Origin of the sequence: Candidatus Tokpelaia sp. (assembly GCF_008636115.1) — a bacterium.
GTDB lineage: Bacteria > Pseudomonadota > Alphaproteobacteria > Rhizobiales > Rhizobiaceae > QLZD01.
Genome location: NZ_QLZD01000027.1, coordinates 77,262 through 101,916 on the forward strand (window position 1 = coordinate 77,262; position 24,655 = coordinate 101,916).

General features: G+C 51.7%; 24 protein-coding genes. 7 read left to right on the forward strand and 17 right to left on the reverse strand.

Annotation, left to right across the window (positions count from 1 at the left end):
- Positions 1-19: 19 nt before the first annotated feature.
- Both DPQ22_RS04350 and DPQ22_RS04355 read right to left on the reverse strand, forming a co-directional pair.
- Positions 20-1,249: an MFS transporter gene (locus tag DPQ22_RS04350; protein ID WP_150213488.1), complete on the reverse strand. Its 1,230-nt coding sequence runs from the start codon at positions 1,247-1,249 to the stop codon at positions 20-22.
- 66 nt (positions 1,250-1,315) lie between these two features.
- Positions 1,316-1,783, reverse strand: coding sequence for a MaoC family dehydratase (locus tag DPQ22_RS04355; protein WP_150213490.1), 468 nt, complete (start codon positions 1,781-1,783; stop codon positions 1,316-1,318).
- Positions 1,784-1,952: 169 nt separating this feature from the next.
- Here DPQ22_RS04355 and DPQ22_RS04360 point away from each other — a divergent pair, with 169 nt between their 5' ends.
- The 3 genes from DPQ22_RS04360 (at position 1,953) to DPQ22_RS04370 (ending at position 4,282) form a co-directional block, all read left to right on the forward strand.
- The gene (locus DPQ22_RS04360) at positions 1,953-3,293 is read left to right on the forward strand and encodes an NAD(P)H-dependent oxidoreductase (protein WP_150213492.1); all 1,341 of its coding nucleotides are present in this window, start codon (positions 1,953-1,955) and stop codon (positions 3,291-3,293) included.
- A gap of 69 nt (positions 3,294-3,362) precedes the next feature.
- Complete coding sequence (locus DPQ22_RS04365; RefSeq protein WP_150213494.1) at positions 3,363-3,836, forward strand: Panacea domain-containing protein; 474 nt, start codon at positions 3,363-3,365, stop codon at positions 3,834-3,836.
- 5 nt (positions 3,837-3,841) lie between these two features.
- Positions 3,842-4,282, forward strand: coding sequence for a hypothetical protein (locus tag DPQ22_RS04370; protein WP_150213496.1), 441 nt, complete (start codon positions 3,842-3,844; stop codon positions 4,280-4,282).
- A gap of 25 nt (positions 4,283-4,307) precedes the next feature.
- Here DPQ22_RS04370 and DPQ22_RS08850 read toward each other — a convergent pair whose 3' ends face one another.
- Positions 4,308-4,472 carry a hypothetical protein gene (locus tag DPQ22_RS08850; RefSeq protein ID WP_190323144.1) on the reverse strand — a complete coding sequence of 55 codons (165 nt, stop codon included), beginning with the start codon at positions 4,470-4,472 and terminating at the stop codon, positions 4,308-4,310.
- 212 nt (positions 4,473-4,684) lie between these two features.
- Positions 4,685-5,464 carry a ComF family protein gene (locus DPQ22_RS04375; protein WP_246681474.1) on the reverse strand — a complete coding sequence of 260 codons (780 nt, stop codon included), beginning with the start codon at positions 5,462-5,464 and terminating at the stop codon, positions 4,685-4,687.
- A 90-nt stretch (positions 5,465-5,554) separates the two neighbouring features.
- On the opposite strand from DPQ22_RS04375, the gene DPQ22_RS04380 reads away from it, so the two are divergent.
- Entirely contained in the window at positions 5,555-6,448 is an 894-nt protein-coding gene (locus DPQ22_RS04380; RefSeq protein ID WP_150213498.1) for a methyltransferase domain-containing protein, read from the forward strand.
- Positions 6,449-6,552: 104 nt separating this feature from the next.
- Here the strand turns inward: DPQ22_RS04380 and DPQ22_RS04385 are convergent, their stop codons facing one another.
- The 13 genes from DPQ22_RS04385 to DPQ22_RS09160 all read right to left on the reverse strand — a co-directional run bounded on the left by DPQ22_RS04385 (position 6,553) and on the right by DPQ22_RS09160 (position 20,554).
- On the reverse strand, positions 6,553-7,944 hold the full coding sequence (locus DPQ22_RS04385) for an L-cystine transporter (protein ID WP_150213501.1): 1,392 nt from the start codon (positions 7,942-7,944) through the stop codon (positions 6,553-6,555).
- A gap of 228 nt (positions 7,945-8,172) precedes the next feature.
- A complete protein-coding gene (locus DPQ22_RS04390) occupies positions 8,173-8,388 on the reverse strand; it encodes a hypothetical protein (RefSeq protein WP_150213503.1) in 216 nt (71 codons plus the stop codon).
- Positions 8,389-8,738: 350 nt separating this feature from the next.
- Positions 8,739-9,362 (reverse strand): hypothetical protein, encoded by a 624-nt coding sequence (locus DPQ22_RS04395; protein ID WP_150213506.1) that lies wholly within the window; start codon positions 9,360-9,362, stop codon positions 8,739-8,741.
- A 44-nt stretch (positions 9,363-9,406) separates the two neighbouring features.
- Positions 9,407-10,681, reverse strand: coding sequence for a DegT/DnrJ/EryC1/StrS family aminotransferase (locus tag DPQ22_RS04400; protein ID WP_150213508.1), 1,275 nt, complete (start codon positions 10,679-10,681; stop codon positions 9,407-9,409).
- Positions 10,682-10,849: 168 nt separating this feature from the next.
- Entirely contained in the window at positions 10,850-11,248 is a 399-nt protein-coding gene (locus DPQ22_RS04405) for a DMT family transporter (protein WP_150213510.1), read from the reverse strand.
- 65 nt (positions 11,249-11,313) lie between these two features.
- The gene (locus DPQ22_RS04410; protein WP_150213512.1) at positions 11,314-11,691 is read right to left on the reverse strand and encodes an EamA family transporter; all 378 of its coding nucleotides are present in this window, start codon (positions 11,689-11,691) and stop codon (positions 11,314-11,316) included.
- Positions 11,688-12,554 carry an alpha/beta hydrolase gene (locus DPQ22_RS04415; RefSeq protein ID WP_150213514.1) on the reverse strand — a complete coding sequence of 289 codons (867 nt, stop codon included), beginning with the start codon at positions 12,552-12,554 and terminating at the stop codon, positions 11,688-11,690. The genes DPQ22_RS04410 and DPQ22_RS04415 overlap by 4 nt, the downstream gene beginning before the upstream one ends.
- On the reverse strand, positions 12,551-13,318 hold the full coding sequence (locus DPQ22_RS04420; RefSeq protein ID WP_246681475.1) for an MtnX-like HAD-IB family phosphatase: 768 nt from the start codon (positions 13,316-13,318) through the stop codon (positions 12,551-12,553). Before DPQ22_RS04420 ends, DPQ22_RS04415 begins: the two co-directional genes overlap by 4 nt.
- A gap of 288 nt (positions 13,319-13,606) precedes the next feature.
- Positions 13,607-14,602 (reverse strand): hypothetical protein, encoded by a 996-nt coding sequence (locus tag DPQ22_RS04425; RefSeq protein WP_150213516.1) that lies wholly within the window; start codon positions 14,600-14,602, stop codon positions 13,607-13,609.
- Positions 14,583-16,181, reverse strand: a complete 1,599-nt coding sequence (locus tag DPQ22_RS04430) for a peptidogalycan biosysnthesis protein (RefSeq protein ID WP_190323145.1) — start codon at positions 16,179-16,181, stop codon at positions 14,583-14,585. Before DPQ22_RS04430 ends, DPQ22_RS04425 begins: the two co-directional genes overlap by 20 nt.
- Positions 16,182-16,387: 206 nt before the next feature.
- Positions 16,388-17,797, reverse strand: a complete 1,410-nt coding sequence (locus tag DPQ22_RS04435; RefSeq protein ID WP_150213520.1) for an aspartate aminotransferase family protein — start codon at positions 17,795-17,797, stop codon at positions 16,388-16,390.
- A gap of 585 nt (positions 17,798-18,382) precedes the next feature.
- Positions 18,383-18,964 (reverse strand): (deoxy)nucleoside triphosphate pyrophosphohydrolase, encoded by a 582-nt coding sequence (locus tag DPQ22_RS09435; RefSeq protein ID WP_150213522.1) that lies wholly within the window; start codon positions 18,962-18,964, stop codon positions 18,383-18,385.
- A 639-nt stretch (positions 18,965-19,603) separates the two neighbouring features.
- Complete coding sequence (locus DPQ22_RS09160) at positions 19,604-20,554, reverse strand: peptidylprolyl isomerase (RefSeq protein ID WP_246681476.1); 951 nt, start codon at positions 20,552-20,554, stop codon at positions 19,604-19,606.
- Between the two features lie 527 nt (positions 20,555-21,081).
- Here DPQ22_RS09160 and secA point away from each other — a divergent pair.
- The 3 genes from secA to DPQ22_RS04460 all read left to right on the forward strand — a co-directional run bounded on the left by secA (position 21,082) and on the right by DPQ22_RS04460 (position 24,620).
- Complete coding sequence (gene secA, locus DPQ22_RS04450) at positions 21,082-23,799, forward strand: preprotein translocase subunit SecA (protein WP_150213526.1); 2,718 nt, start codon at positions 21,082-21,084, stop codon at positions 23,797-23,799.
- A 151-nt stretch (positions 23,800-23,950) separates the two neighbouring features.
- Positions 23,951-24,298, forward strand: coding sequence for a hypothetical protein (locus DPQ22_RS04455; protein ID WP_150213528.1), 348 nt, complete (start codon positions 23,951-23,953; stop codon positions 24,296-24,298).
- The gene (locus DPQ22_RS04460) at positions 24,276-24,620 is read left to right on the forward strand and encodes a hypothetical protein (protein ID WP_150213530.1); all 345 of its coding nucleotides are present in this window, start codon (positions 24,276-24,278) and stop codon (positions 24,618-24,620) included. The genes DPQ22_RS04455 and DPQ22_RS04460 overlap by 23 nt, the downstream gene beginning before the upstream one ends.
- Positions 24,621-24,655 lie beyond the last annotated feature (35 nt).

The window sequence follows — 24,655 nt, forward strand, 5'->3', positions numbered from 1 at the left end:
TTCATATTACAGGCAAGTTTTATATCTGCGGCAATTCGGCCTTTTCTTGCTCCGGGCGAGGTTTGCCCCGATAAAAGAACAAAAACAGCACCAGCATGGCAAGAGTAGAAAAAGCAAAAATCAGCCAGATTTCATGCCATTGGCGCACCCCGCCGACAGTATGGGAATCAATAGTCCACCCGCTTAATATATTGCCGGCAATCATGCCAAGGCCGTTGACAGCAGCCAGATACATGGTCTGCGTAAAAGCGCGCATACGCTTGTTTACTTCTCTATCGACAAAAATAGAACCTGTCATCATAAAGAAATCATAGGCTATGCCGTAAATCAGCACACCGCAGGCCAATAGCAACAGGCCAGAAAACCTGTCGGCAGAGCCATAGGCAAATAATAGAAAACGCGCTGCCCAGGCTGCCATACTAACGGCAATAATCAGTTTGACCGAGAAACGCTTTAAAAACCAGATAAGCGGAAAAGCAAAAACAATACTGGAAGCTTGTGAGAAAGAGTTGAAAATAGAAAAATACGGGATCTGAATATCATGCAAAAATGTATTGGCAAAAGTATTATTGATTTGCAGGGCGGCGCCCAAACCGACACAAAAAATAAAAAACAACAGTAATTTCGGCGTTTTTAAACTTATATAGCAATGGCGGATAAAATCTCTCAATTTCAGCAAGCCGCTTTTATCTCGAAATATCGGCACTTGCGGCAGAGTCAGGCTGAATAAAGCGGTCGCCAGCGCCAGGGCAGCCGCCAGCCAGAATTGCTTATTGGTTAATTGCCATTGCAGCAGACCAACCAGCCAGACAGAAGAAACAAAGCCGATTGTGCCGCATATACGCACTTTGGGGAAAAATTCGCGCTTGTCCAGCGCCATAATCTCTACATTATAATGCTGAATTGCCTGGCTGAGTGACAAAGTCGGCACATAAAACAGCGCATTGATAAAAAACAGCACCATAATTGTGTCTCTATTATCGGCAAAGGAAATAGCCAGCAGACAAACAGCGCCTGATATATGACATAAGCAATAAAGCCGGCTGGCCGAAATCACTTTATCCGCCAGAATGCCAACGGGAAAAGCCGTTAGCAGGCTGGCAAGGCCGACACCGGCATAAACAGCGCCCACTTCCCTGCCGCTATAGCCGAGCGTTACAATCAAATACGTGCCAAAGGTCGTTAAATACGCGCCCCAAATGGCAAATTCCAGAAAAATCAGCAATTTCAGTTTGGATAAATTGCGCATAACAAGCCCCCAACAGGCAAAAACACATGGGTTACAAGGGCATAGGCTGCCGGCGCAGCCGAACGGTCATACAGCCGGCGCAGTCATGGCGATAGTTATCCAGTCTGCCGTTAAAGCCGGTTTTTTGCTGTTCTCAATTTCCAGGGTCACAGCATAGTGAAAAACAATGCGTCCTGAAGGGCGAATTTCCGCCTCAGACAGCACAAAACGCGCCCGCACTTTTTGCCCGCTTTTGACAGGAGCCATAAAACGCACTTTATCAAAACCGTAATTTATGCCGAGAGTTTGCCCTTCCAGCTCAGGCAAAGCCTCATAAGCCAGGGTAGATAACAGCGACAATGTCAAAAAACCGTGCGCAATAGTTGTGCCAAAGGGCGTCTGCGCCGCCCGCTCTTTATCAACATGGATAAACTGGTGATCATCTGTCGCATCGGCAAACTGGTCAATCATTGCCTGCGTGACCATGCGCCAGCCCGAACAGCCGACTTCCTGCCCGATAGAAGCGGGAATATCCTGCACTGTCACCTTTTTCACTCTGTTACCTCGCACAGGCAAAAGCCGCGGCTTAATTTTTCTGCTCTGTTCTGCTATAAAGCATATCAGGGTAAATTACCATAGAGCGAAAGGCCGATGAGCACAGGCTTTTCACCTTTTATTGTGCCGGGCAAAGCGCAAAACCCGAAAGGCCGACAGGGAGAGTTTTATGCAACAGCGTAATTGGGCTGATTCCGCCAATGTGGCTCTGACCGGCCTTGCTTATGATCTGGCCGAGCGGGAAAAGGCCGGCAAACCAATACAAATCGGCCTTGTCGGCTGTGGCGAAATGGGGACAGACCTGCTCACCCGGGTAGCGCATATGCAGGGCGTGCGTGTCGGCGCGGTTGTAGCCCGCAATCCTGAGCGCGCCCTGGCCGCGGGGGAGATTGCCTGGCAGGAAAAGGGACATGTGCGCCTGGTAGAAAATGCCGCGGCCATGACAAAGGCGATAGAGCAAGGGGTGAGCGCCGCCGGCAATGATTTGGATCTGGTTCTGGCCAATCCGCTGATTGATATTATTGTTGACGCCACCGGCGATCCGGAGGCCGGGGCGGAAATCGGCTTTAAGGCGCTGGAAAACGGCAAGCATGTGGTGATGATGAATGTTGAGGCCGATGTCACTATCGGCCCTTATCTGAAATTTATGGCCGATAAAGCAGGGCTGATTTACACTTTGGGCGCGGGTGACGAGCCTTCTGCCTGTATGGAGCTGATAGAATTTATTGCCGCGCAGGGGCATAAAATTATTGCCGCCGGCAAAGGTAAAAACAATCCGCTGATAATCCATGCCACGCCGGATATGTATGAGGAAGAGGCTGCCAGACGCAATATGAATGTGCGTATGCTGGTAGAATTTATCGATGGCTCAAAAACTATGGTAGAAATGGCAGCAATCGCCAATGCTACCGGGCTGACGATTGACTGCCCGGGCATGCACGGGGTTAACGCTCCGCTTGACCGCCTCAATAAAGTGCTGGTGCCAAAAGCGGAAGGCGGCGTTTTGCGTCAGACCGGCGTAGTGGATTATTCCACCGGCAAAGGCGTGGCGCCTGGGGTGTTTGTGGTAGCGGAAATGCGCCACCCGCGCATTTGGGAGCGTATGGAGGATTTGAAAATCGGCCAGGGGCCATATTTCACCTTTTATCGCCCCTATCACCTGACAGCAATGGAAGTGCCGCTTAGCTGCGCCCGCGCTATTCTTTACGGCAAGGCCGATATGGTGCCGCTGATGCAGCGCAGCGCTGAAGTTTGCGCTGTTGCCAAACGCGATCTGGCCGCCGGGGAAGAGCTGGATTTTATCGGCCTTTACACTTATCGCGCTTTTACTCTGACAGTGGCGCAAGCGCAGGCCAGGCGCGCCATTCCCTGTGGGCTGCTGCGCGGCGCGCGCATCACCGCGCCAATCAAAGCGGGCGAACTTATTACCAAAGCCAACTGCACCATAAACCCGGAGCAATGGATAGCCAGACTGCGCAAAGAGCAGGATAAATTACTCAATGGGCAATAAATCCTTATCTATTCCGCCATAAAAAATATATAATATGATTCGGGGAAGGCAGAATAGGGAGGCTGCGCTATGACTACAGTAAGCTCGCAGACTGTTGCTAATGCTTTTATCTCTCTGGCCAAACAGCGCAATAAAATGCTGACGCCGATGCAAGTGCTCAAGCTTGTTTATCTGGCGCATGGCTGGACGCTGGGCTACACGGGCAAGCCGTTGATTCATGACAAAATTGAGGCCTGGAAATATGGCCCGGTTGTCCCCGCTTTATATGAAACGATCCGGGCTTATCGCTCAGCACCGATCCCTTATCCTGTGCCGGCACCGCCAGATGAACAGCTTTCAGACGAGCAGAGCGATATGATTCGCCGCGTTTATAATACTTATGAAAATATGGACGGCATACAGTTAAGCAATCTGACGCACCAGCAAAATACCCCTTGGGACAAAATTTATAATCAAGGCACCGGTGATTGGGCAGGAATTCCCGATACCCTTATAAAAGAATTTTATCAAAAAAAAGTTGCGGCGAATGGTGAAGAGGCGTGAGGGAAATGCCGAATCCGCTGCAAGCGCCGCAGGATAGTGTCGTTGAGTCTCCAGCGGCAATAAAGCAAGCGGAAACAGCCTATTCCCCTGTTGCTGATGACACTATGTGGGGCTGTTCAGAAGAAGAGCTTAGACGGCTGCAATATGATGTTGACAGGCACCGACAGCAAGATGATTACAAGCGCGAAAAAGATACAAAAGACCATAAAGCCAGACTAGAACGAGAAAAAGATAGCCACCATGCCTGGTTAAGCCGTATGGCAACAGGTTTCGGTTTATTGACAGCTTGCATCTGCTTTGTCCTTTTTATGTTTTTGGTAGCAGTGGATTGGTTTTGTCCTTTTCTCCCGCAGCAAGCCTCTTCCCTGTTGCTTAACTTTGTTACTTTTGGCTTTGGTGTTATCGCACGAGATATTATAGGTAACCTGTTCGCCAAAAAATCGTAGAGATTTTAGCGGTGGCAGATCTGGCCTAGCGGCGGCGGCGATAGTAAAAGTAAAACAGCGCAAAAGCCGCAGCGGCAATCAGCAGCAGCACATAGCCTCCTTCATCATGCCCGGGATCAGGAACAAAATGCACCGCAATAACAGTCAAGACTAAAATACCGCCTATGATTATCCCTGCTATTTCTTTCATCTGTTCCTCGCCTGTTCAAAACCGCGACTATTGGTAAAGTAAATGCCATGCAGCCCGGCACAAGCCGGCAAACAGGCCGAACTTCATAGCATGAGAAGTTTTGCAAGGTAAGCTCAGGCACAATTTCTCCACTATTTATAATAGCGCCGCTGCCAAAGGTGATAGTAAGGCAGGGAATCAGACAAATTGCAGCAATAATCAATATTGAAAAATTAAAATTCCATCTCCTTTACCACCCTCGAAAAAGTCAGCACATTTATCCGCGCTGTGCCGGCGCGGCGCAAAATACGGGCTGCCGCCTTGACTGTGGCGCCGGTGGTATAGACATCGTCCACCAGCACCACAATTTTGCCCAAAAGCTGTGGCCGCGCCGCTTTTTCCACCGCGAAAACACCGCGCATATTTTTTACCCGCTCGGCGGCGCTTAACCCCACTTGCGGCACTGTATATTTTTTGCGCAGCAAAATATGCGGCGCAAATATTTTGCCGGTTTTTGCGGCCAGATAACGCGCCAGCTCGGCCGATTGATTATAGCCGCGTTGCCGGAAACGCCGCCGGTGCAAAGGCAGCGGCACAATATAATCACACTCCGCCAGTAAATCCCGCCCGGCGCGCAAGAGCCATTGCCCCATTATCGGCACCAGTTCCAGCCGCCGGCTATATTTTAACCGGCTGACCATAAGCTGCGCCAGCCCTTTATGCAGCACAGCCGCCCGGGCGCAATCAAAAGGCGGCGGCTCGCGCAAGGCTTCGCCGCATAAAAAGCCGTCTCCCACATCAAAGCGGAACGGCACCCCCATAACCGGGCAATAAGGGCCGGTTAAAAACTGTATTTTCCCCCAGCATTGCGGACAGACTGTGCCTATCCGGTCAATCCGCCGGCCGCAACCGCAACATATTGGCGGAAACAACACCGCAGCTACCGCCTGCAACAGCTTTTTACCAATAGGCCGCACTCGGTTCCCCATTTTTTCTACACTGCTTTTCGCCATTTATGCCCGGCTCTCTTGTTATTGCCCCAGGCCGGCCTTACAATAAACATGTAAAGCCGGTGACAGATTTTACTTTAGGGGCTTTGAGTCGTGAATAACAGCGTTCCACAAATCTTTGATACAAAATCGGTGGAAATCTTCCGCCGCCGCGCCGCCCTGAAGGCAGCGGCAAACCCCGCCGGCGGCCATGATTTTTTGCTGGCGCGCGCGGCAGATGATTTGCAGGAACGGCTGGCTTTTGTTAATCGCCATTTTGATTATGCGCTGGATCTCTATAGCCATACGGATTTAAGCGCCGATGCCTTGCGCGCCAGCGGTAAAGCAGGCAAAATTGCGCGGATAGAATCCCTGCCGGAATTAGTAAGCCCTGCCTATCCCACACGCATTTGCCCGGCAGAAGAGCTGGCGCTGCCCTCAGGCAAAGCTGATCTTATTGTTTCGCTTTTATCACTGCATAATTTTAACGATATTCCCGGCTTTCTTTACCGCTTGCGCCATGCTTTAAAGCCTGACGGCCTGTTTCTGGCTGCTTTATGCGGCGCCGGCACATTGGCAGAATTGCGCGCCAGCCTGCTCCAGGCGGAAAGTGAGCTTTATGGCGGCGCCACCCCGCATATTGCCCCTTTCCCCAATATGCGCGAGGCCGGAGCGCTGTTGCAGCGCGCCGGTTTTGCCCTGCCCGTAACCGATGTGGAAAATGTGACCGTGCATTATGACAGCCTGTCGGCGCTTATGCGTGATTTACGCGCTTTTGGCGGGCAAAATGCGCTTGCCGGCCGGCGGCGGCGGCCGTTTTCCCGCCGATTTTTCCAACGCGCCGCCGCTATTTATGCCGAGCGCTTTAGCGATAATCGCGGCCGCATAAAAGCCAGCTTTTCTTTTATCTGGCTTTCCGGCTGGGCACCGCATAAAAGCCAGCAACAGCCTTTGCGCCCCGGCAGCGCGCAAATATCTCTCACCAAAATTCTGAACCAGGGGGATTAACAGGTTTCGCCGTTCCGAAACAGGAAAAGCGGGCAGAGATCGGCGCCGCGCAAATGGGAAAAACCGGATAAGCGGCGGCCAGGCGCCACTCTCCTCCCCCGGCTCTATCTATGTGTCAGCGCCTTATCTTCAGCGGCAAATATTTTATTATCCATCTGCCCCAGCCACCGCGCGGTCAAAGTGCCGGCGGTCATGGCACCGTTCACATTCAGCGCCGTGCGCGCCATATCAATAAGCGGTTCAACTGAAATCAACAGCGCCACCAGAGTAACCGGCAGCCCCATGGCCGGCAGCACAATCAACGCGGCAAAGGTGGCGCCGCCGCCCACCCCGGCCACACCAAAAGAGCTAACGGCAACAATGCCGATAAGCGTTGCCAGCCAGGCAGGGTCAAGCGGGTTAATGCCCATTGTTGGCGCCACCATGGCTGCCAGCATGGCGGGATATATGCCGGCGCAACCATTCTGGCCGATTGTCGTGCCAAAAGAGGCGGAAAAACCGGCTATCGCCTCTGGCACGCCCAGGCGCCTGGTTTGCGCCTCAATATTCAGCGGAATGGCAGCAGCGCTGGAGCGACTGACAAAGGCAAAGCCAAGCACCGGGAATACTTTATTATAATAGCGCCATGGGTTCACGCCGGCTATGGCCAGCAACAACCCATGCACGGCAAACATTACGCCAATCGCCAGATAAGAGGCAATAATAAACAACCCCAGTTTCCAGATAGCCTGAGAATCTGATATAGCCGCCATTTTGGCAATCAGAGCAAAAATGCCATAAGGGGTGAGTGCAATCACCAGCCGCACCAGTTTCATAATCCACAGGCGGAAAATATCAATCGCCGCCAGTAATTGCTCGCCCTTTTTCTTATCGTCACGCAGCAGAACCAGGGCAGCAGACCCCAGAAAAGCGGCAAAAATAACCACGGCAATGATAGAGGTCGGCGTAAGCCCGGCAAAATTGGCAAAAGGATTGGCCGGGATAAAAGAGAGCAGCAGTTGCGGCACCGTTAAATCGGCAACCCGGCCGGCATAATGGCTTTGCAGCACTTGCAGCCGCGCTGTCTCAAGGCCGCCCTGCACCAGTGAGCCGGCATCAAGGCGAAAAAGCACGGCAAAAATAACCCCGATAAAAGCGGCAATCGCCGTGGTTATAACCAGAATACCAAGGGTTATCAGGCTGATTTTGCCGAGAGAAGAAGCATTATGCAGCTTTGCTACGGCCGAAAGGATAGAAGCAAAAACCAGCGGCATTACAATCATTTGCAGCAGCAGCACATAGCCGGTGCCGACAATGTCAAACCAGGCGACAGATTGCACTAGGATCGGGCTGCCCAGGCCGTAAATCACATGCAGTACCAGGCCGAAAAGCACGCCCGCAACCAGACCGGTAAAAACCCGCACCGCCAGGCTGCTGTCACGATGTCTGAAAACCGCGTGCAGCCCCCATAATAAAACAATAAACAGGACAATATTGGCAATAAAAGCAACAGACATAGAGAGACCGCTCTTTACCGTTTTCCTCAATGGCGCTTATAGCACCCCCCTGCATATCTGCATATTAACAAATTTTGTAATGAAATGTCAGAAATTTATTCCGCAACAGTGACGCTAAAAAGCCGAACCGCACAATAAAACCGCAGCACAGCCAAAAAGACCGCAAACCAAAGCACCCACGCCGCGCGGCAGCACGCATCGGCTTTATATTTGCCCGCCGGCCGCAGCCTATTTATGCGCGCCGACCGCCGTTACTATGCCTTTAGGGGCGGCAGGATATTGTGTATCCATCAACCTGTCATTATCATGTTTCATATAAACAGGCACCAGCACCAGCCCCAGCGCCAGGGCCAAAGAGCCGAATAACAGCCCGACACGCATAAAGCTGGAACTTGTGTCACTTTCCCCACTCTGTTTCACCCGGATATCATACTGGCTCCGCATAACACACTCCTGAGCTTGAAGAAAGTTGATATTGCCGCAATTCCATTTGGCAGGTTTCGGGAATCACCTGGAATCACACGACACTCCTGCGATATTTATGCGCCTTTATAAATTATGATACAAGCAAAACAATATTCCACCTGTCGCCAATTTTCTTACAGAGTTAATAAATTATTAGCAGCCCTGTTTATTTCGACCTGTGGCAAAAAGAGAAATGATAAATATAGTTCTTGTTAAAAAGATAAAGGAGGAGAAGTTATATTTCTTCTCCTCCCCGGTATTTATTGCGTCTGACAGCAATAATATACAGAAATTTTGCCAGAAAGCCGCCTTATTGCCGCTGCAAAAGCCTATTGCCCATTATTATTGGCGCTGTTGCCGGGCGCGGCAGCGGGTGTTTCCGCCTTTGGCGCTGCCGGTGCCGATGTTGCAGCCGGTGCCGCAGCGGTTTTCTCAACTGTCTGTTTGGCGGCTTCCTCAGCCTGGCGTGCGGCCTCTTCTGCTGCGGCTTTTGCCTGCGCCGCAGCTTGAGCAGCGGCAGCCGCTTTTGCCTGAGCCTCAGCCTCCTGGCGGCGGCGCAAAAGCTCTGCCCTGGTTTTTAAACCGGCAGTAGCGCGGCCGGCAACCGGCTCTTTCAGCTTTGCGGCAATATCGTTGGCCAAATAAGTTGCATAGCCCTGAGCACATATTTTGGCGCCGTAATTTTGTGCACATTTTTTGTCATATTCTGCCACTGCTGCTTTAAAGGCCGAATCGGCCCGGATAATAGTCTGAGCCTTTTCTGCCGCACAGCCAATATTGATACCGCCGCGCGAGCATTCTTCCACCAGCCTGGCCGCCATTTTGGGAATCATCGAATCCGTATCAATTTTCTGTGCATCTTCCGCCGCCTGTTCATTGGCCGGTTTGCCGCTACAGCCGGCCAGACTTAACACACCCGCCAGGACAGCAAAAACCACATAATTTTTTTTCATTGCCATTTCCTTTCCCAATAGGGGAATTGATAGATTGCGCGCCTTTATTGCGGGAGATAAATATCCTTATCCTTTTTATCGCCTGTCAATAAAGCATGTTCTATTATATGGCACAGTTTTTCAAAACGGCCATTGGCAAGCCACAGACTATTACTGACTGTCAGCATTCTTTCAGCCAGATTACGCGCATTTGGCGCAGCCTGCCTGGCCCCCAGAAACGGCTGTAAATAGGCATAATCGCCCAAAGCATGGATAAACAGACGGCTCACCCCATCGACTGAGGGCCATAATTTTGCCAGCGCCGCATCGCGGCCGGCTTTATCGGGCATAAGCAGCATAAAAAACGGCCAAACAGCTTTATCCACTTTATCGGCGCCGAGAATCTGCAATTTGCCGCCGGTTTTTTCAGCCAGTTTTTGCAAAACCGGCAGGCGCCGGCGCGCCTGCGCCCGCGTTGCCTGCAAAAAATCCGGCAGGCGCAAGGCCGCCGCCAGGCCAAAGCCGGCGCGCAAATTGCTCACTTTATGCAGGGGAATATCAGGAGAAAAAACATCGCCAACCGCTTCTTCCAGCCGCCCTTTAGCCAAAGCGCGGCGCCGCGGCCGGCCATAAACCAGCGGCAGCAGGCCGGGGCGATAAAAACAGGCATAAAGGCAAAATTGCCCCAGCCGCCGTAATTCAAAAAACGGGCGAGAGGGAATAAGAGTGCGACTTGTCGCCTGCAAGGCGGCGCGCATTTTCGCTGTTTTGGCGGTTAATAATCCGCCTTCATAAAGAGTCAGCCCTTTGCCGACCGCCAGGCTGAAAAAAATAATATCACCGCTGCCAGGCAGTTGCGGTGCGCCCAGGCTTTGCGCCGCATCTTCAATAATCCAGGCGCCGTTTTTGCGGGCAAGCGGCTTTACCAAAGCACTATTGGCCGTCTGCCCGCCCAAATGAGTCGGCATAATCGCCAGAGTTCCAGCGTGAACACAATTTTGCAGGCTTGCCTGGTCAAAGTCAAAACCGCCGGGCATTGTGTCACACAGCCGCAATTTCAGCCCGCAATGCGCCACAGCCAAAACAATTAAAGGACAATTATAAGCAGGCACTACCACTTCGTCCCGACCGGCATTTTCCGGCATAGCCTGCAAGGTTTTCAGGGCAATAATCAGGCAGGCCGTGCCGGAACATTCCAACTGCAAAGGCGGCAGACCAAACTGTGCCGCCAGCCTGTCGGTCAAATGCTGCTTTGCTTTGCCAAAACCGGAATGAGGCAGAAAATCGCCAAAACGGGCGGGCAATCCCGCTGTCGGCGGCACTTCAATAGCAAAAGCCATATTCTCCTCACTTTTCGTATTATTCGCTGATCAGCTATACTCTCTCCGGTTACAAATGCCGAAAAATAGGGCTGCGGCTCAGCCATATTTGTCTTTTTAGCTCTATTAAAGCCCGGCCATTTGGCGATTGCCCCGACATTAGCTTCCCTCCCCGCATTCCCTGCCGGCTTAGCCCCGGCTGTGCTCCGCTTCTGCTTCCTGCTGTTTTTCAGAAAAAGCCAGCACAATAATGCCGGCAATAATCAACCCGGCGCCGGCAAGACGAGGCAAATCCGGCTGTTCGCCAAATATCCAGAAAGAGGCAAACATAACGGTTACCACTTCCAGATGCGCCGCAGCAAAAGCCGGCCCCACCGGCGCCCGGCGCAACAGGCTTATCCAGGTAAAAAAGGCGCCAATATACCCTGAAATCGCCAGATAAACCCAAGGCTGGGCCGCAATGCGCAAAAACCAGGCGGAATCCAGCGCCGGCGGTGCTGCGGCCTCAGCCGTCATTTTGAAGCTTATCTGCGCCAGAGTATCAAAACTCAGCAAAAACAAAAAACCGATAAGATAAAATTTACGCATTTATCTGCCGTTTATCCTTGTCAAAGCAGCTCAGCCCCCACCCGGCCGGCAGGTTGAAACCCGGCTCAAAAGGCGCCGACAACCGCCACACCCAAAGCCACCAGACCAATACCGATAAGCCGCAGCGGCGTTAAACTCTCGTGAAAAAACAGGCGCCCCAAAATCATAATTACAATAATATTGACAGAACCCAGCAAAACGCCTTCCGACAAAGGCACAAGGGTTAAAAAAGCCAGCCACAGCAAAAATTCTGCCACATAGGAAAAAATCCCCAGCCATAAAGCCGGGCGCCGCACCAGCCCGCACCAATAAGCAACAAGCCCGCCCCCGCCCTCGGCAGCCAGCTTGTTTTCAGGAGCAATAGCCGCCGCTTTAAAGGCCAACTGGCCTATTGTATCAAAAAATACATTGCCAAACCATAGCCAGAATACCAGATTGCTCATGTAATGCCGGCTTTCTCATGTGCCGGCTTTGCCCGCGCCAGTAAGCGCGGCGGGCAAAAGGCCGAAAAAAATTCTGCCGTTTTTTCAATAACGCGCTTGCGGTCACGGTCAATAGTAATCAGATGATAGCTGTTCTCCAGCGCCACAAATTCTACCGGCCCCGCCACTTTGCGCGCCACCAGCCCGGCATTGGTTTTTATATTGGCAATATCGTCATCGGCGGCGTGCATAATCAGGCAGGGCACAGTAATTTTTGGCAAAATCCGGCGAACAATCCGGCTTAATTTCACCATTTCCGCCAGAGCGGGAAAGGGATTGCCGGCCAGCCCGGCTGAGGCGCTATCCCCCGCCAGCATGGATTCCGCCACAGTTTTGCGAATGCGTTCATCTTTAAGGCCATAAGGCGGCCGCTCAATAAAAGCGCTTTTCTGCAATATGCCGAGCTGCTTGAACCATGTCGCCAAAAAGCCCAGACGGCGCCCGTAAAAGGGGATAGACCAGCCGTCATAAAAAAAGGTAACGCCATAAACACCGACAGCTTTTACTTTGTCCGGATAATCGGCCGCCAGTTTCAACGCCAGCACCGCACCCATAGACAGGCCGCCGACAAACAGCATATCCACTTTTTGCAGCATTTTACCGGCTTCATCGCACACACTCCGATACCAGTCATGCCAGTTTGTTTTAATCAAATCTTCTTCTGTGCCGCAATGGCCGGCCAGTTGCACCGCCGAAACAGTAAAACCGGCGCGGTTAAGCCCTTTGGCCAAAATCTGCATTTCCGCCGGCGTGCCGGTCAAACCGTGGATTAACAACACCCCCGCTTTGCCGCCCGGCAGAAAAAAACTTGCATCGTGAATCATGAAGCCGCCTGCTCCCGGCCGCCTTTGATTTGAGAAGAATAAATAAAAAATAAATCCGGCCAAATTTTCAAAATATCGGCAAAATTGCTAATTTCAATATGGTTTATCCGCTGTTTTTTGCAAAAATCGGCCAGTTTCCCCTTGGCAAAGACAATATCAGCTTTACTGACAGGGCAAAAATCAGAGGCGCCATCGCCAATATAGACTGTCAGTCCGCTTTTCGGCACTGTGTCAAAACGGCGGCATTTACAATGCCCCGCCGGGCAGGTTTTATTCTTATACGGAAAATCCAGCCGCCAGCGGCCACTGCCGCAATAAACCAGATGATTGGAAAAAACTGCAATATTATCAAGCCCGTGAGCGCGCAAAATATGGTGAATACCATAATCCAGCCCGTCACTGACAATGGCCGCCGGGACAAAATCCTGCCGCAGCAGCGCTATAAAAGGCTCAAAATCCGCATCAATAGTGACACTGTCAAGACAAGCACGCAATCGCGCCGGCGTCACTTTAAGCAGACTTATCTGACGCGCCAGACATTCCCGCGCGCCAATTTTGCCGGCCAGCCAGTCGGCTTCCACTTTCTCCCATTCCGGCGGGGCAAATTGCTGCAACAGCATATCTGTTACATCGCTATGGCAAATCGTGCCGTCAAAATCAATAAAGACAGCAGCAATCTCAGCTTGTTTGCCTGCTATAGGAGAGGCAGATTTTCTTTCAGATAATGTGGCCATGCCGCTCCGCTCATCAACCCCAAAAAACACTTTACGCCTTTGAAACACAGTTTACACGAAAAACAGGCCGCTTTTACTGCAAAAATCATAGAACAGGCAAATATTGCACAATGAAACACGCTCTGTTCAGGAATCTTCGGCGTTAAAAACTATCAGGCGAAATCCGGCTGCGCTTTTTAAATTTTATCTGTCTGTTTTATGTATATTTTCCGTTTAATGCAAGCCCTGCCGGCTGAACCGCTTTTATTAAACGCAAAGATTCCGTTTTTGTTGCAATTTCGTCACGGGGAATAAGGCAGCAGGCCAATCAGACCATTTTCACGGCAAAAACGGCAATATTTGCCGGTTAAAGACCTGATTGACCCGCTGCCAGGCAGACAGCTCGGCCGGCGGCACCCGTGCCTGCCCGTCCAGCGCACTCATCAAGCGCTTGAACGGGCTTTTATAGCGATATTCAGAAACTTCGCCAACTATATCGCCGGCTATTATGCGACTTTTCAGAGCCGTAAGCAACGCAATAAGTGTCTCTTTTGCCATTATACCCTGATCCCAGTTTGTGTGCACCAGAGCCGGCGCCAGAACATCTTTATCCAGCGATAAATAAACCGGCATAGTGCGGCCGGCCTGCTCTGCCGTGAAAGCGGCCGCCATATCCTCTACTGCCGCAAAATTGCGAAAAGCATGGCGCAGCCCAAGCCAGCGCGCCCAGCCGGTATCAACCCCGACCGACCAATAGCGCAATTTGCCGCGCCAAAGCGGCAAAAGCCGGTTTTCCCACGCATGAGCCGGCGCAATATCACTGGACGTAATGCCCAGCACATCAATGCGCGCCACAAAAGGCAAAGCCGCCAGATGCGACACCCATGAGCCGCAATGAATACCAAAAGGATACCGCATATTATCCGGGTGATTATCCAGAATCACCACATGAACCGGCGCCGCCGCCCCCGGCCCGGCTGCAATCTGCGCCGGCAAGGCAGCGGCAAGAGCCGCCGGCCGCGCCCGGCTTTGCCTTGCCGCCTTTGCTTTTTCTATTCCGCCGGCGGCCTGTTGCCGCAATAATTTTTCCCCCAGTTTTTTAACAAGAAAATAGCTGATATGATGATAATCGCCGCTGCCCAGCAAGACAGTGCCGTAATTCTGCGGCAATCTGTCGCTGATAAAGGCACTGACAGCATTAAAATCACGCCATGAGCAGGCAAAGCGGATTTTTTCCTGCCAGGCCTGCAAATCAAGGCAAACAGCGCCCTTTATTGTGCCGACACTATTGTCAAAATTCAAAATAAGCGGGCCTTCAGGCTGTACCGGCTGCATTACCGCCCCTTCCCGCTTTGCCTGCCGCCGCCGGTTCGGCAGGAGCTGCCCAGGCGCCGGCGTTACCGGCCATCAATGCTTCGCCTGCTGCCGATCCGGCAATTTCGGCTGCCTCTGCTCCTGCCGTTTTCCCTGCTGCGGGTGAGGCGCCTATTTGCGCCTCGGCCTCAAACCAGGAGCGGCAGCGGCGCAAAACCCAGCGCAAAAGCGGGTTGCGAATATAAACAATATGGCGCGTCATAATAAATTTTGCTCCCAAACAGGCCTTTACCTGCGGGTCTGTCCAGCCGGCAACATAATATTGCAGCCCCTGCTCACGCGCATAGGCCAAATTATAAAACCAGCTGACAAAATACAGGCTGTAATCCGTAGCCGCCGGATAATCCAGGCCGATATATTTATCCACCAGCCTGTTGCCAATAATAAAGCAAATATTATAACCGATAAGCCGCCCTTCTTTATCGCGATAAGTAATAAAACGCAGGCTGTCATCAGCCTGTTGTAATAAAGCGCGGAAAAAATCTCTGGTCAAAAGGTCAAAATGCACTGTACTTTGCGCATAAACCTGACTATAGAGGCGATAATAAAGGTCTATTTGTTCTTCATCGGCAAAAGCGGCCGCACCTTTATGCAAAACCTCTATGGTTAAATTCTGCCTTGCCCGCAATTTACGGCGAAAATCCTTACGCCGCGCCTTGGAAAAGCGCGCCAGAAAAGCATCAATATCAGCATAATCCACCGGCACATAAGCCAGAGCCTGCCCCTCCACCGCCATAAAGCCGCGCGCGGTTAAAGCTGCGGCAAAATTTTGCCCCGCCGCGGCCTGTTGCCGTGTAACAAGAGCATTTTCGCCCTGCGGCAAATCTTTTACAATCACCAGGGGATATTTTTTTGCCTGCGCCAGCAGATAATCTGCCGCCGCTACTGCCAGAGCCGGCGAAAAAGCCGCCGGCAGCGGCGCAAATTCTGAAACCGTAGTGCCGAAAAACAAACTACGAAAGGTAAGCAGTTTTTTTATAATTTTGTAAAAAGGTAATTTTTGCAGCTTTTGTAATTGCGCCGGCTCCAAACTCGTTAACAGGTTGAAACGGCAGGAAAATAAAGGCAAATACTGCTCGCCGCAGCGCCCACCCGACCCGGCTGCCTCACCGCAAAGCCCGCTTCGCCCCGGCGCTTCCTTGCCATAGGCGCCCTTTTCCACCGCGCCAATATTATTCACCCCGGCAGCGGCAGCATTACCTACCCCGGCAACAGCAGCCGCAATTTCCTCTCCGGTTTCCTTGCCTTTAGCAGATTTTTTTGCTTTTTTAATATTAGCCGCATTGGCCACCGTCTCAACAGCCGCCGTATTTTCTCCAGCAGCTCCGACTTTGTCTGTCCCTGCCTGCCGCCCGGTGCCCTGATTATTGCCTGCTTCACCGCTCACCCCGGCCGCGCCGCCCAAATTGGCGGCGTCATCAGTCATTGCTGCCCCGGTTTTGTCTATCACCTGCTGATAAGCGGTAAAATCCTGCGGCGGATAAGCAAAAAACAGCCGCAGCAAATAAGCCGGCTCTAAATCACTGTGCCAAACAGGCATTGCCCGCTCTGTCTGCCCAGCCTTTGCAGGCCGCAATCGCCGATTACCCGCAAGCCTGTTCTCCGCACCAGGCTTCTTGTGAAATATTGCCATTTTCGGATATAGTGCCTCTATATTTCTATAGCCTGCCGCCAGCTGCGCCCGCTGCCATGCGGGCAGTGCGTTTAAAATTTTTGCAACGAGCCTGCTCGAGCACCTGCCCAAGCTTAGCCTTTTTTGGCGCGGGTGAGGAGTTGATCCAGCAATTCCAGCGCCTGATCCATTTCTCCTTCACTAATATAAAGCGAAGGTGCCAGCGTGATAACATTTTTATAATAACCGCCGACATCCAGAACCAGGCCGCATTTTTGCCCTTTATAATTTAAATCACCGCCAAGGCCGATATCGACCATCTTATCCAGCAGCGCTTTATTAGGGGTAAAGCCGTCTGCCTCGCAAATTTCTGCCCGCAGAGCCAGGCCAAGCCCGTCAACATCGCCGATTTCAACATGTTTTTTCTGCAAATCCTGTAGACCGGCAAGGAAATAAGCGCCCTTTTTCATCACCATGGTTTCAAAATCCACCTCAGCAGTCATGCGCAGCACTTCCAGCCCCAAAGCTGTGCCCAGCGGATTGCTGGCAAAAGTGGAATGGGTGGAACCGGGAGGGAAAAGCTTCGGACAAATCAGCTCTTCCCGCGCCCACAAGCCGGCCAGCGGATTAAGGCCATTGGTCAAGGCTTTGGCAAAAACCAGCACATCAGGCTTAACGCCGAAATGCTCAATAGACCATAATTTGCCGGTGCGGTAAAAGCCCATTTGAATTTCATCAACCACCAGCAAAATGCCATATTTATCCAGCACTTTTTTAAGGCCCTGGAAAAAATTGCGCGGCGGCACCACATAGCCGCCCGTGCCTTGTAACGGCTCAATATAAAAAGCGGCATATTCCGCTTCCCCCGCTTTGGGATCCCACACGCCATTATATTCTGTCTCAAACAGGCGGGCAAATTCCTTCACGCAAAATTCGCCATATTCTTCCACTGTCATGCCTTTGGGGCGGCGAAACGGATAGGGAAAGGGCATAAACAGCGCCCTGTCGCCAAAATGGCCGTAACGGCGGCGGTAACGATAGCTGGAAGTAATGGCGGAAGCCCCCAAAGTGCGGCCGTGATAACCGCCTTCAAAAGCAAACATCAGACTTTTGCCCTTGCTGGCATTGCGGACGATTTTTAGCGAATCTTCAATAGCCTGTGAGCCGCCGACATTAAAATGCACCCGCCCGGAATGGCCGAACTTCTTCTGCATATCCTGGGCAATAGTCCTGGCCAGCTCAATTTTTGTCGGGTGCAGATATTGGCTCGCCACTTGCGGCAAAATATCTATCTGGCTTTTCAGCACTTTGTCCAGACGCGGATTGGCATAGCCGAAATTAACGGCAGAATACCACATTTGCAGGTCAAGATAAGGCGTGCCCTGCAAATCATACATATAGGAGCCTTCACAGCCGGCGAAGATTTTCGGCGGGTCAACATAATGCACAGTGTCGCCGAAAGAACAATATTGCGCCTCATCAGCCAGCAGGGCAGCCTCAATTTTCGCCGCTTCCGCTTTATTCATCTTTATCGGTTTGGACATGGTTTTGCTCTTCTCTCTCGCCCGGATAAAATTTCTCCGTATTTGTCTTACGCTTTTAAGGCCGATAAAACAAGCAGAAACCTTGCTTACCTCCCGCAGGCGCGCCGCCGGAAGGGCAGGAAACAGCTTTTATTTTTGCCGCTTTTTCCCTGTGCCGGCCTGAAACCGGCCTGACACCGCCGGGAAACCCAAAGATTTTACCATGACCCGCAAACAGATACCACGGCGCGCTCTTCCGGAGAATCTATCAGAAACCGAAGGGGCGCGCGGAGCGTGCAAACCGAAGGGGCGCGCGGAGCGTGCAAACCGAAGGGGCGCGCGGAGCGTGCAAAATGAAAGCAAACTGCAATTCCCCCTTGTAAGAATTGCTTTCATCATCAGCATAGCTGTTCAGACAAGGCGGCCAAATTGCAAACCGGACAAATAGCTGTATTCGCCGCCGCGCAATACAGCCTGTCAGACAGCCGCAGGCGCGCGCCTGAGCCGGGCAAACAGCGCCCGGGCTGGACGCTCGACCCTGTAGCGGCGGGTGCAGCAAAGAACAGGTGCGCGTGAGCCGCACAAAAGGCTGTCAAGCCGCAATTTTCAACTTTTCAAGGCGGCAATCAAAGCCGGAACAAGCGGAATATCGGCCGGCGGCAGTGGAAATTTTACGCCTGCCGGCGCGGCAATATGATTGCCCTGCTCTGTCTCTCTCTTAGCCCCCCGCGGCCGGCCGGCGGCAATAATGGCTGCGCCGGTCAGACCGGCCTGTTGATAATGCCGATAATCAGCGCTGAGCGCCGCCGCACTGACCCATTGCAGCGCCTGCCCCTCGCGCGGCTGCGGCTGCCCGGAAAAGGCACGGCAGAGATAAAGCGGCATGAGCAGATGAAATTTTTCATAAGCATGGCTGGCAAAATTGAGCGGCTGCAAATCGGCCTCGGCAAGTTCCAACCCCAATTCTTCCTGTAATTCGCGCACCAAAGCCTGTTCCGGCCGCTCATTCTGCTCTATTTTTCCGCCGGGAAACTCCCAGAAACCGGCAAGATTTTTCCCTTCAGGCCGTTGTGCCAATAAAATGGCGGCCTCACCTGCCGCGCCTGAAGCAGCGGCATAATCAGGCCGGACAAGAGCGCAGGCAGCAACCAGCACAAGCGGCCTGGATAAAAAAGAATCAGCTTGCATAAATTTCCCTTGGCTCACCCGGCAAAGCCAGGCGGCGCGGCAACAGGCTCTCACTTTGTCACCGGCACGGCGCTCTGCTTTTATTTATTATTTTTATTTACAATATACATAACATTTAATGTGCCGATAGCCATAAGAATAATGGCCGGAATTAAAATAACAAAAAAACCACTAAATTCGCCAAGCATTAAATCTCTCCTTAAATTAAAAAACGGCGTCAGTCCGACTTAAGCGCCGCGAATATAGCAGCACTCAAGCATTTCCTCAACAAACTTTATCACTGATTTGCCAATATACGGGATAATTTCTTACTTTATACTTATATTTTTTAAGTAAAATAATAAATATTATAAATTTTTATAAAATAAAAGGGCAGCCGCAAGCTGCCCGATAAAACATATATTACAACACAACCAACACCCCGCCGCCACAGCAAAGCCATAGCCTTGGCGATTTCAGCATTCGGATAAAACGCCGCCCCTATCCAGCCTATCACGGCAAGGCCGGCAAAGGACACAGCCCCTTATGTGAGCCAGAAGCTGTTTCTCTGAAAATTACGCCACAAAATGGAAACCGGGATAGCCAGACCTCGCTGGAGCCGAAGTCTGATTCTCCCGGTGAAGCCGTGCCTTAAAAAGCTTAATCGTCGTCGACAGCGCCGTCATCTTGCAAAGCCGGCAAAGCCATAGCTTTGGCGATTTCAGCATTCGGATAAGAGGCTTTGAGATTATCCAGCACTTTCCGCTGCTCCTGCTGATAACGCTCGCGCATAATCACATTTTGCAGATAAAGCTTCATTTCATCAAATGTCGGCGGCTGCTTTGTGCGAATATCCAGCACTTTAATAATATGCCAGCCAAACTGCGTCTGCACCGGCTGTTTGGTATATTCACCCTTTTTCAGAGCAAAAGCAGCTTTATCAAAGGCCTCAACCATTTGCCCCGGAGTAAAATAGCCGAGATCGCCGCCTAAAGACGCGGTGCCGTCAATAGATTTCTCTTTGGCCAGTTTTTCAAAATCAGCGCCTTTTGCCAGTTGTTTGATAATATCCTGAGCCTCTTTCTGGGTTTTTACCAAAATATGCTCAGCGTGAATTTCCGGCTCCGGCGGCATAGCCGCAACTTCCTTATCATAACGCGCCTTTAATTCCTTATCGGGAATGGGCGTCATAATGGTTTTGTCAATATAAGCCTGCTGCAAAACAGATTGCTGCATCAGCTCCATTTTTTGCCGGAATTCAGGGGAAGAATCAAGCTTGTCGGCTTTGGCGGCATCGGCAAAAGCCTGCATGGTCACCAACAGGCGCAAAACCTGCAAGCGGCGCTGATCAACAGGCATATCAGGGGACGGATTTATCAGCTTTGCCCAGGCGTCCAACTGCGCCAGGGTCATATTTTTACCGTCCAGAACGGCAATAATACTGTCCGGCCTGGCCGATTGCGACAAAGCAGCAACAGGCGGCAGCCCGGCAGCCGCATCTTGCCCGGCCGCAGCCGGTATCTGCCCGGCAGGCGCCTGCGCCACAGCAGCAACACTGCTTGCCAAAACCAGCCCCGAAGCAAGGATAAGGCTTTTATAACTCAATTTCATGAAAAACTCCTCAGAAATTCCGCGTTTAAGGAATCGGCATTATTTGTTGACAAGCAGCATATTTCACTAAATGCGGCGCAAAACGCCTGTTTTCCAAAACAGCGCCCGACCCGGCTTTGCGCCGAAGCAGGCAAGAGACACATTAAGACCGGCCTGTTGACGAGGATTTGCCTCCCCCTCTCCGGCTTTCCAAGGCTGAATTTGCCTTTTTTGATAAAGTTGAGTCAAGCCTTTTCTTTAGTTTTTGTTAATCTTTACCCCGTTTTGTCGCAGATATTGCTGCCCGGCGGCATTCCTGCCGCTTTTTTGGGCCGCAATCTCCCTTTTGCCTTGGTGGCGCGGGCAAAAGCGCTTTGCGGCTCCAACCCCTGGCAATAGCCGCATTTTTAGCTAAACCGGCTTGCATTTTGTCGTCCCTGCCCCCATTTCCCCAGGCATAAGGCAGCTTTATCACCCTTGCGCTTGCAAGAGGGGCCTGCAAGGTGATAAAGCAAAAGCAGCTTTAAAAAATTACGGAAAGGCCGAAAATGGTCAGTTTAGGTGGTTTGGCGCGCCGACTCTTCGGTTCTTCGCATGACCGGCATATTAAAAGCCTGCGGCCCCGCGTGGCAGAGATCAACGCATTGGCGGAGCAAATTGCGAAACTGGGCGATGAAGAGCTAAAGGCGAAAACAGCAGAATTCAAACAAAGGCTGGCGGCCGGCGAAACTCTGGATAATTTGCTGGTTGAGGCCTTTGCTGTCACGCGTGAGGCGGCAGAGCGGGTAATGGGGCTGCGCCCGTTTGATGTGCAGCTTATTGGCGGCATGGTTTTGCACGATCGCGGCATTGCTGAAATGCGCACCGGCGAAGGCAAAACCTTAATGGCCACTTTGCCCGTTTATCTTAATGCGCTGAGCGGCAAAGGCGTGCATGTGGTGACGGTTAATGATTATCTTGCCGCGCGCGATGCCGAGACTATGGGCAGGCTTTACGGCTTTCTGGGGCTTTCTACCGGCGTTATTACCCATGATATGGATTCTGACGCCCGCCGCGCCGCTTATGCCTGCGATATTACTTATGCCACCAATAATGAGCTGGGTTTTGACTATTTGCGCGATAATATGCTGTTTGAGCGGGCGCAAATGGTGCAGCGCGGCCATTATTACGCCATTGTCGATGAGGTGGATTCCATTTTAATTGATGAAGCGCGCACGCCGCTGATTATTTCCGGCCCGCTGGAAGACCGGTCTGATTTTTATAATCGGATAGATACTTTTATCCCGGCGCTGACGGCAGAAGATTATGAGGTGGACGAAAAGCAGAAAACCGCTGTCTTTACCGAGATCGGCACAGAGAAAATGGAACAGACTCTGGCCGCGGCGGGGCTTTTGCACGGGGCGGATTTATATGATATTGAAAATGTCTCTATTGTCCATCACCTGAATAATGCCTTGCGGGCGCATAAATTATTCCAGCGCGACAAAGATTATATTGTCCGTCAGGACGAAATTATCATTATTGACGAATTTACCGGCCGTATGATGCCGGGGCGCCGTTATTCGGAAGGCCTGCACCAGGCGCTGGAAGCCAAGGAGCATGTCACAATTCAGCCGGAAAATCAGACTCTGGCCTCCATCACTTTCCAGAATTATTTCCGCATGTATGGCAAGCTGTCAGGCATGACCGGCACGGCTTCAACCGAAGCAGAGGAATTTGCCAGTATTTATAATCTTGATGTGGTGGAAATTCCCACTAATCTGCCGGTTATCCGCATTGATGAAGATGATGAAATTTACCGCACGGAAGAAGAAAAATATCAGGCGATTATTCGTGATATTCGCGAGGCGCAGGCCAAGGGCCAGCCAGTGCTGGTGGGCACAACCTCTATTGAAAAATCGGAATATCTGGCCGAGCGGCTACGGCGTGAAAATGTGCGCAATTTTCAGGTTTTAAATGCCCGCTATCATGAGCAGGAAGCGTATATTGTCGCTCAGGCGGGGGTGCCCGGCGCCTTGACCATTGCCACTAATATGGCCGGCCGCGGCACGGACATTCAGCTTGGCGGCAATATGGATATGCGTATTCGCCATGAATTGCAGAATATGCCTGAGGGCGCCGAAAGAAAGGCCGGCATCGCCGCTATTCGTGAAGATGTGGCGCGGTTAAAAGAGCAGGCGCTGGCGGCGGGCGGACTTTATGTGCTGGCAACTGAGCGCCATGAAAGCCGCCGCATTGACAATCAGCTGCGCGGTCGCTCCGGGCGGCAGGGTGACCCCGGCCGCTCCAAGTTTTTCCTGTCGCTGCAAGATGATTTAATGCGCATTTTCGGCTCTGACCGCATGGACGGCATGCTGCAGAAACTGGGCTTAAAAGAGGGAGAAGCCATTATCCACCCCTGGGTCAATAAAGCGCTGGAAAAAGCGCAGAAAAAGGTGGAAGCGCGCAATTTTGAAATTCGCAAAAACCTGTTGAAATATGATGATGTGATGAATGATCAGCGCAAAGTAGTGTTTGAGCAGCGCAGCGAAATTATGGATAGCGGCGATTTGGGCGAGACTGTGCATGAAATGCGCGATGAGGTAATAAGTAATCTGGTGGAAAGCCGCTTTCCCCCCGGCAGCTATGCCGAGCAATGGGACAGCCAAGGCCTGCAAGATGATTTGCGCGATTTGTTCAATCTTGATTTGCCGGTGAAAGACTGGGCGCAGGAAGACGGGATCAGCGAAACGGATATATTGGAACGCGTGCGCGCCGCCATGAATGAAAAAGCGCTGGAAAGGGCTGAGCGCATGGGGCCGGAAATGATGAATCATTTCCAGAAATTATTGATTTTGGAGACCATAGATACGCTCTGGCGCGAGCATCTTTCCAATCTGGAAAATCTGCGTTCGGCAGTTGGTTTTCGCGGTTATGCCCAGCGCGACCCGCTGAATGAATATAAAACGGAGTCTTTTGAGCTGTTTCAGGCTATGCTCACCAATTTGCGCCGCGATGTAACTTCAAAACTCATGCGCTTCGAGCTGGTAGAAACACCGCCACCCCCGCCGGCGCCGCTGCCCGGCCAGTTGTTTCACCCTGATTTCAGCAGCGAAGATGAGGGGAATGATAGTATTTTGCTGTCGCGGCAGGCGGATAATCGTTTTGTCCCCAAAGTGGAGCGCGATCCGAAAAATCCGGAAACATGGGGGCGTATCGGCCGCAATGAACCCTGCCCCTGCGGTTCAGGCAAAAAATACAAGCACTGCCACGGCACCCTGGCCTGAAGCAGGAAGTAATGTGAGCTGAAAGGTGTTGCTGTTTATATTAGTTCGCGCAGCCGTTAAAAAGCGCTTCTATTTGCCAAAAGGGGGCGCATAGGCTATATTTATACTTGCTATTATTGCAATGAGCGGTCTTCACAAAGAGGAGAGCCTTATGCGCGGCAAGATAAAGAAACCAGTCAAGGCAGACGCTGTCAAAGCCCATGAAAAGGCGGTTGCAAAGCTTTTGCAGAAATCGCGCGCTGTTTTGGCCGATTCTGCCCCTGAGGCGCAATCTGTCAATGCCTTGCCGGATTTAAAATCCGGACGGCGCGGTGTGCCGGCCGGCGACACAATCCCCGCCGGCGGCGGCTATGCCAAAGATATGTTCCATGCTTATAAATGGAAAAAAGGCAAGGAAGAGCGCACCGATACTATTGTCGAGCTGGAGCGAAAACGCAAAAAAGTGCGCTATTCTTTCCGCAAAGAGGGGAAAATGTATGGTTTTGACCCGTTTAAATAGGCGTGCGCGGCCAATAGGGCAAACTTCCCCTCTCAGTAAATTATATCAGGCGCGTTTCACGCCTTTTGCGGCACCCGCTCTGCGCGCCAATGCGCAAGCCAAAACGACAATGGGCTGGACGAAAAACGAACAAATCACCCCTTATACAAGGGAGGTCAACAAGGAAATATTGGCCGCCGAGGGGACTGAAAGAATAATTTTGCCGGTAAGAAATGGTCGAGGCTTCCCGCACCGATTTTTACATTTCCCGCGCCTTAAAAAATATCTAATGAAAACAATATATTATAAGCACTTTTTTTTACAAAAACATGTTATGGTCTGACCCATTTTCTGATTAGCTATAGGCGTGGTGCCACC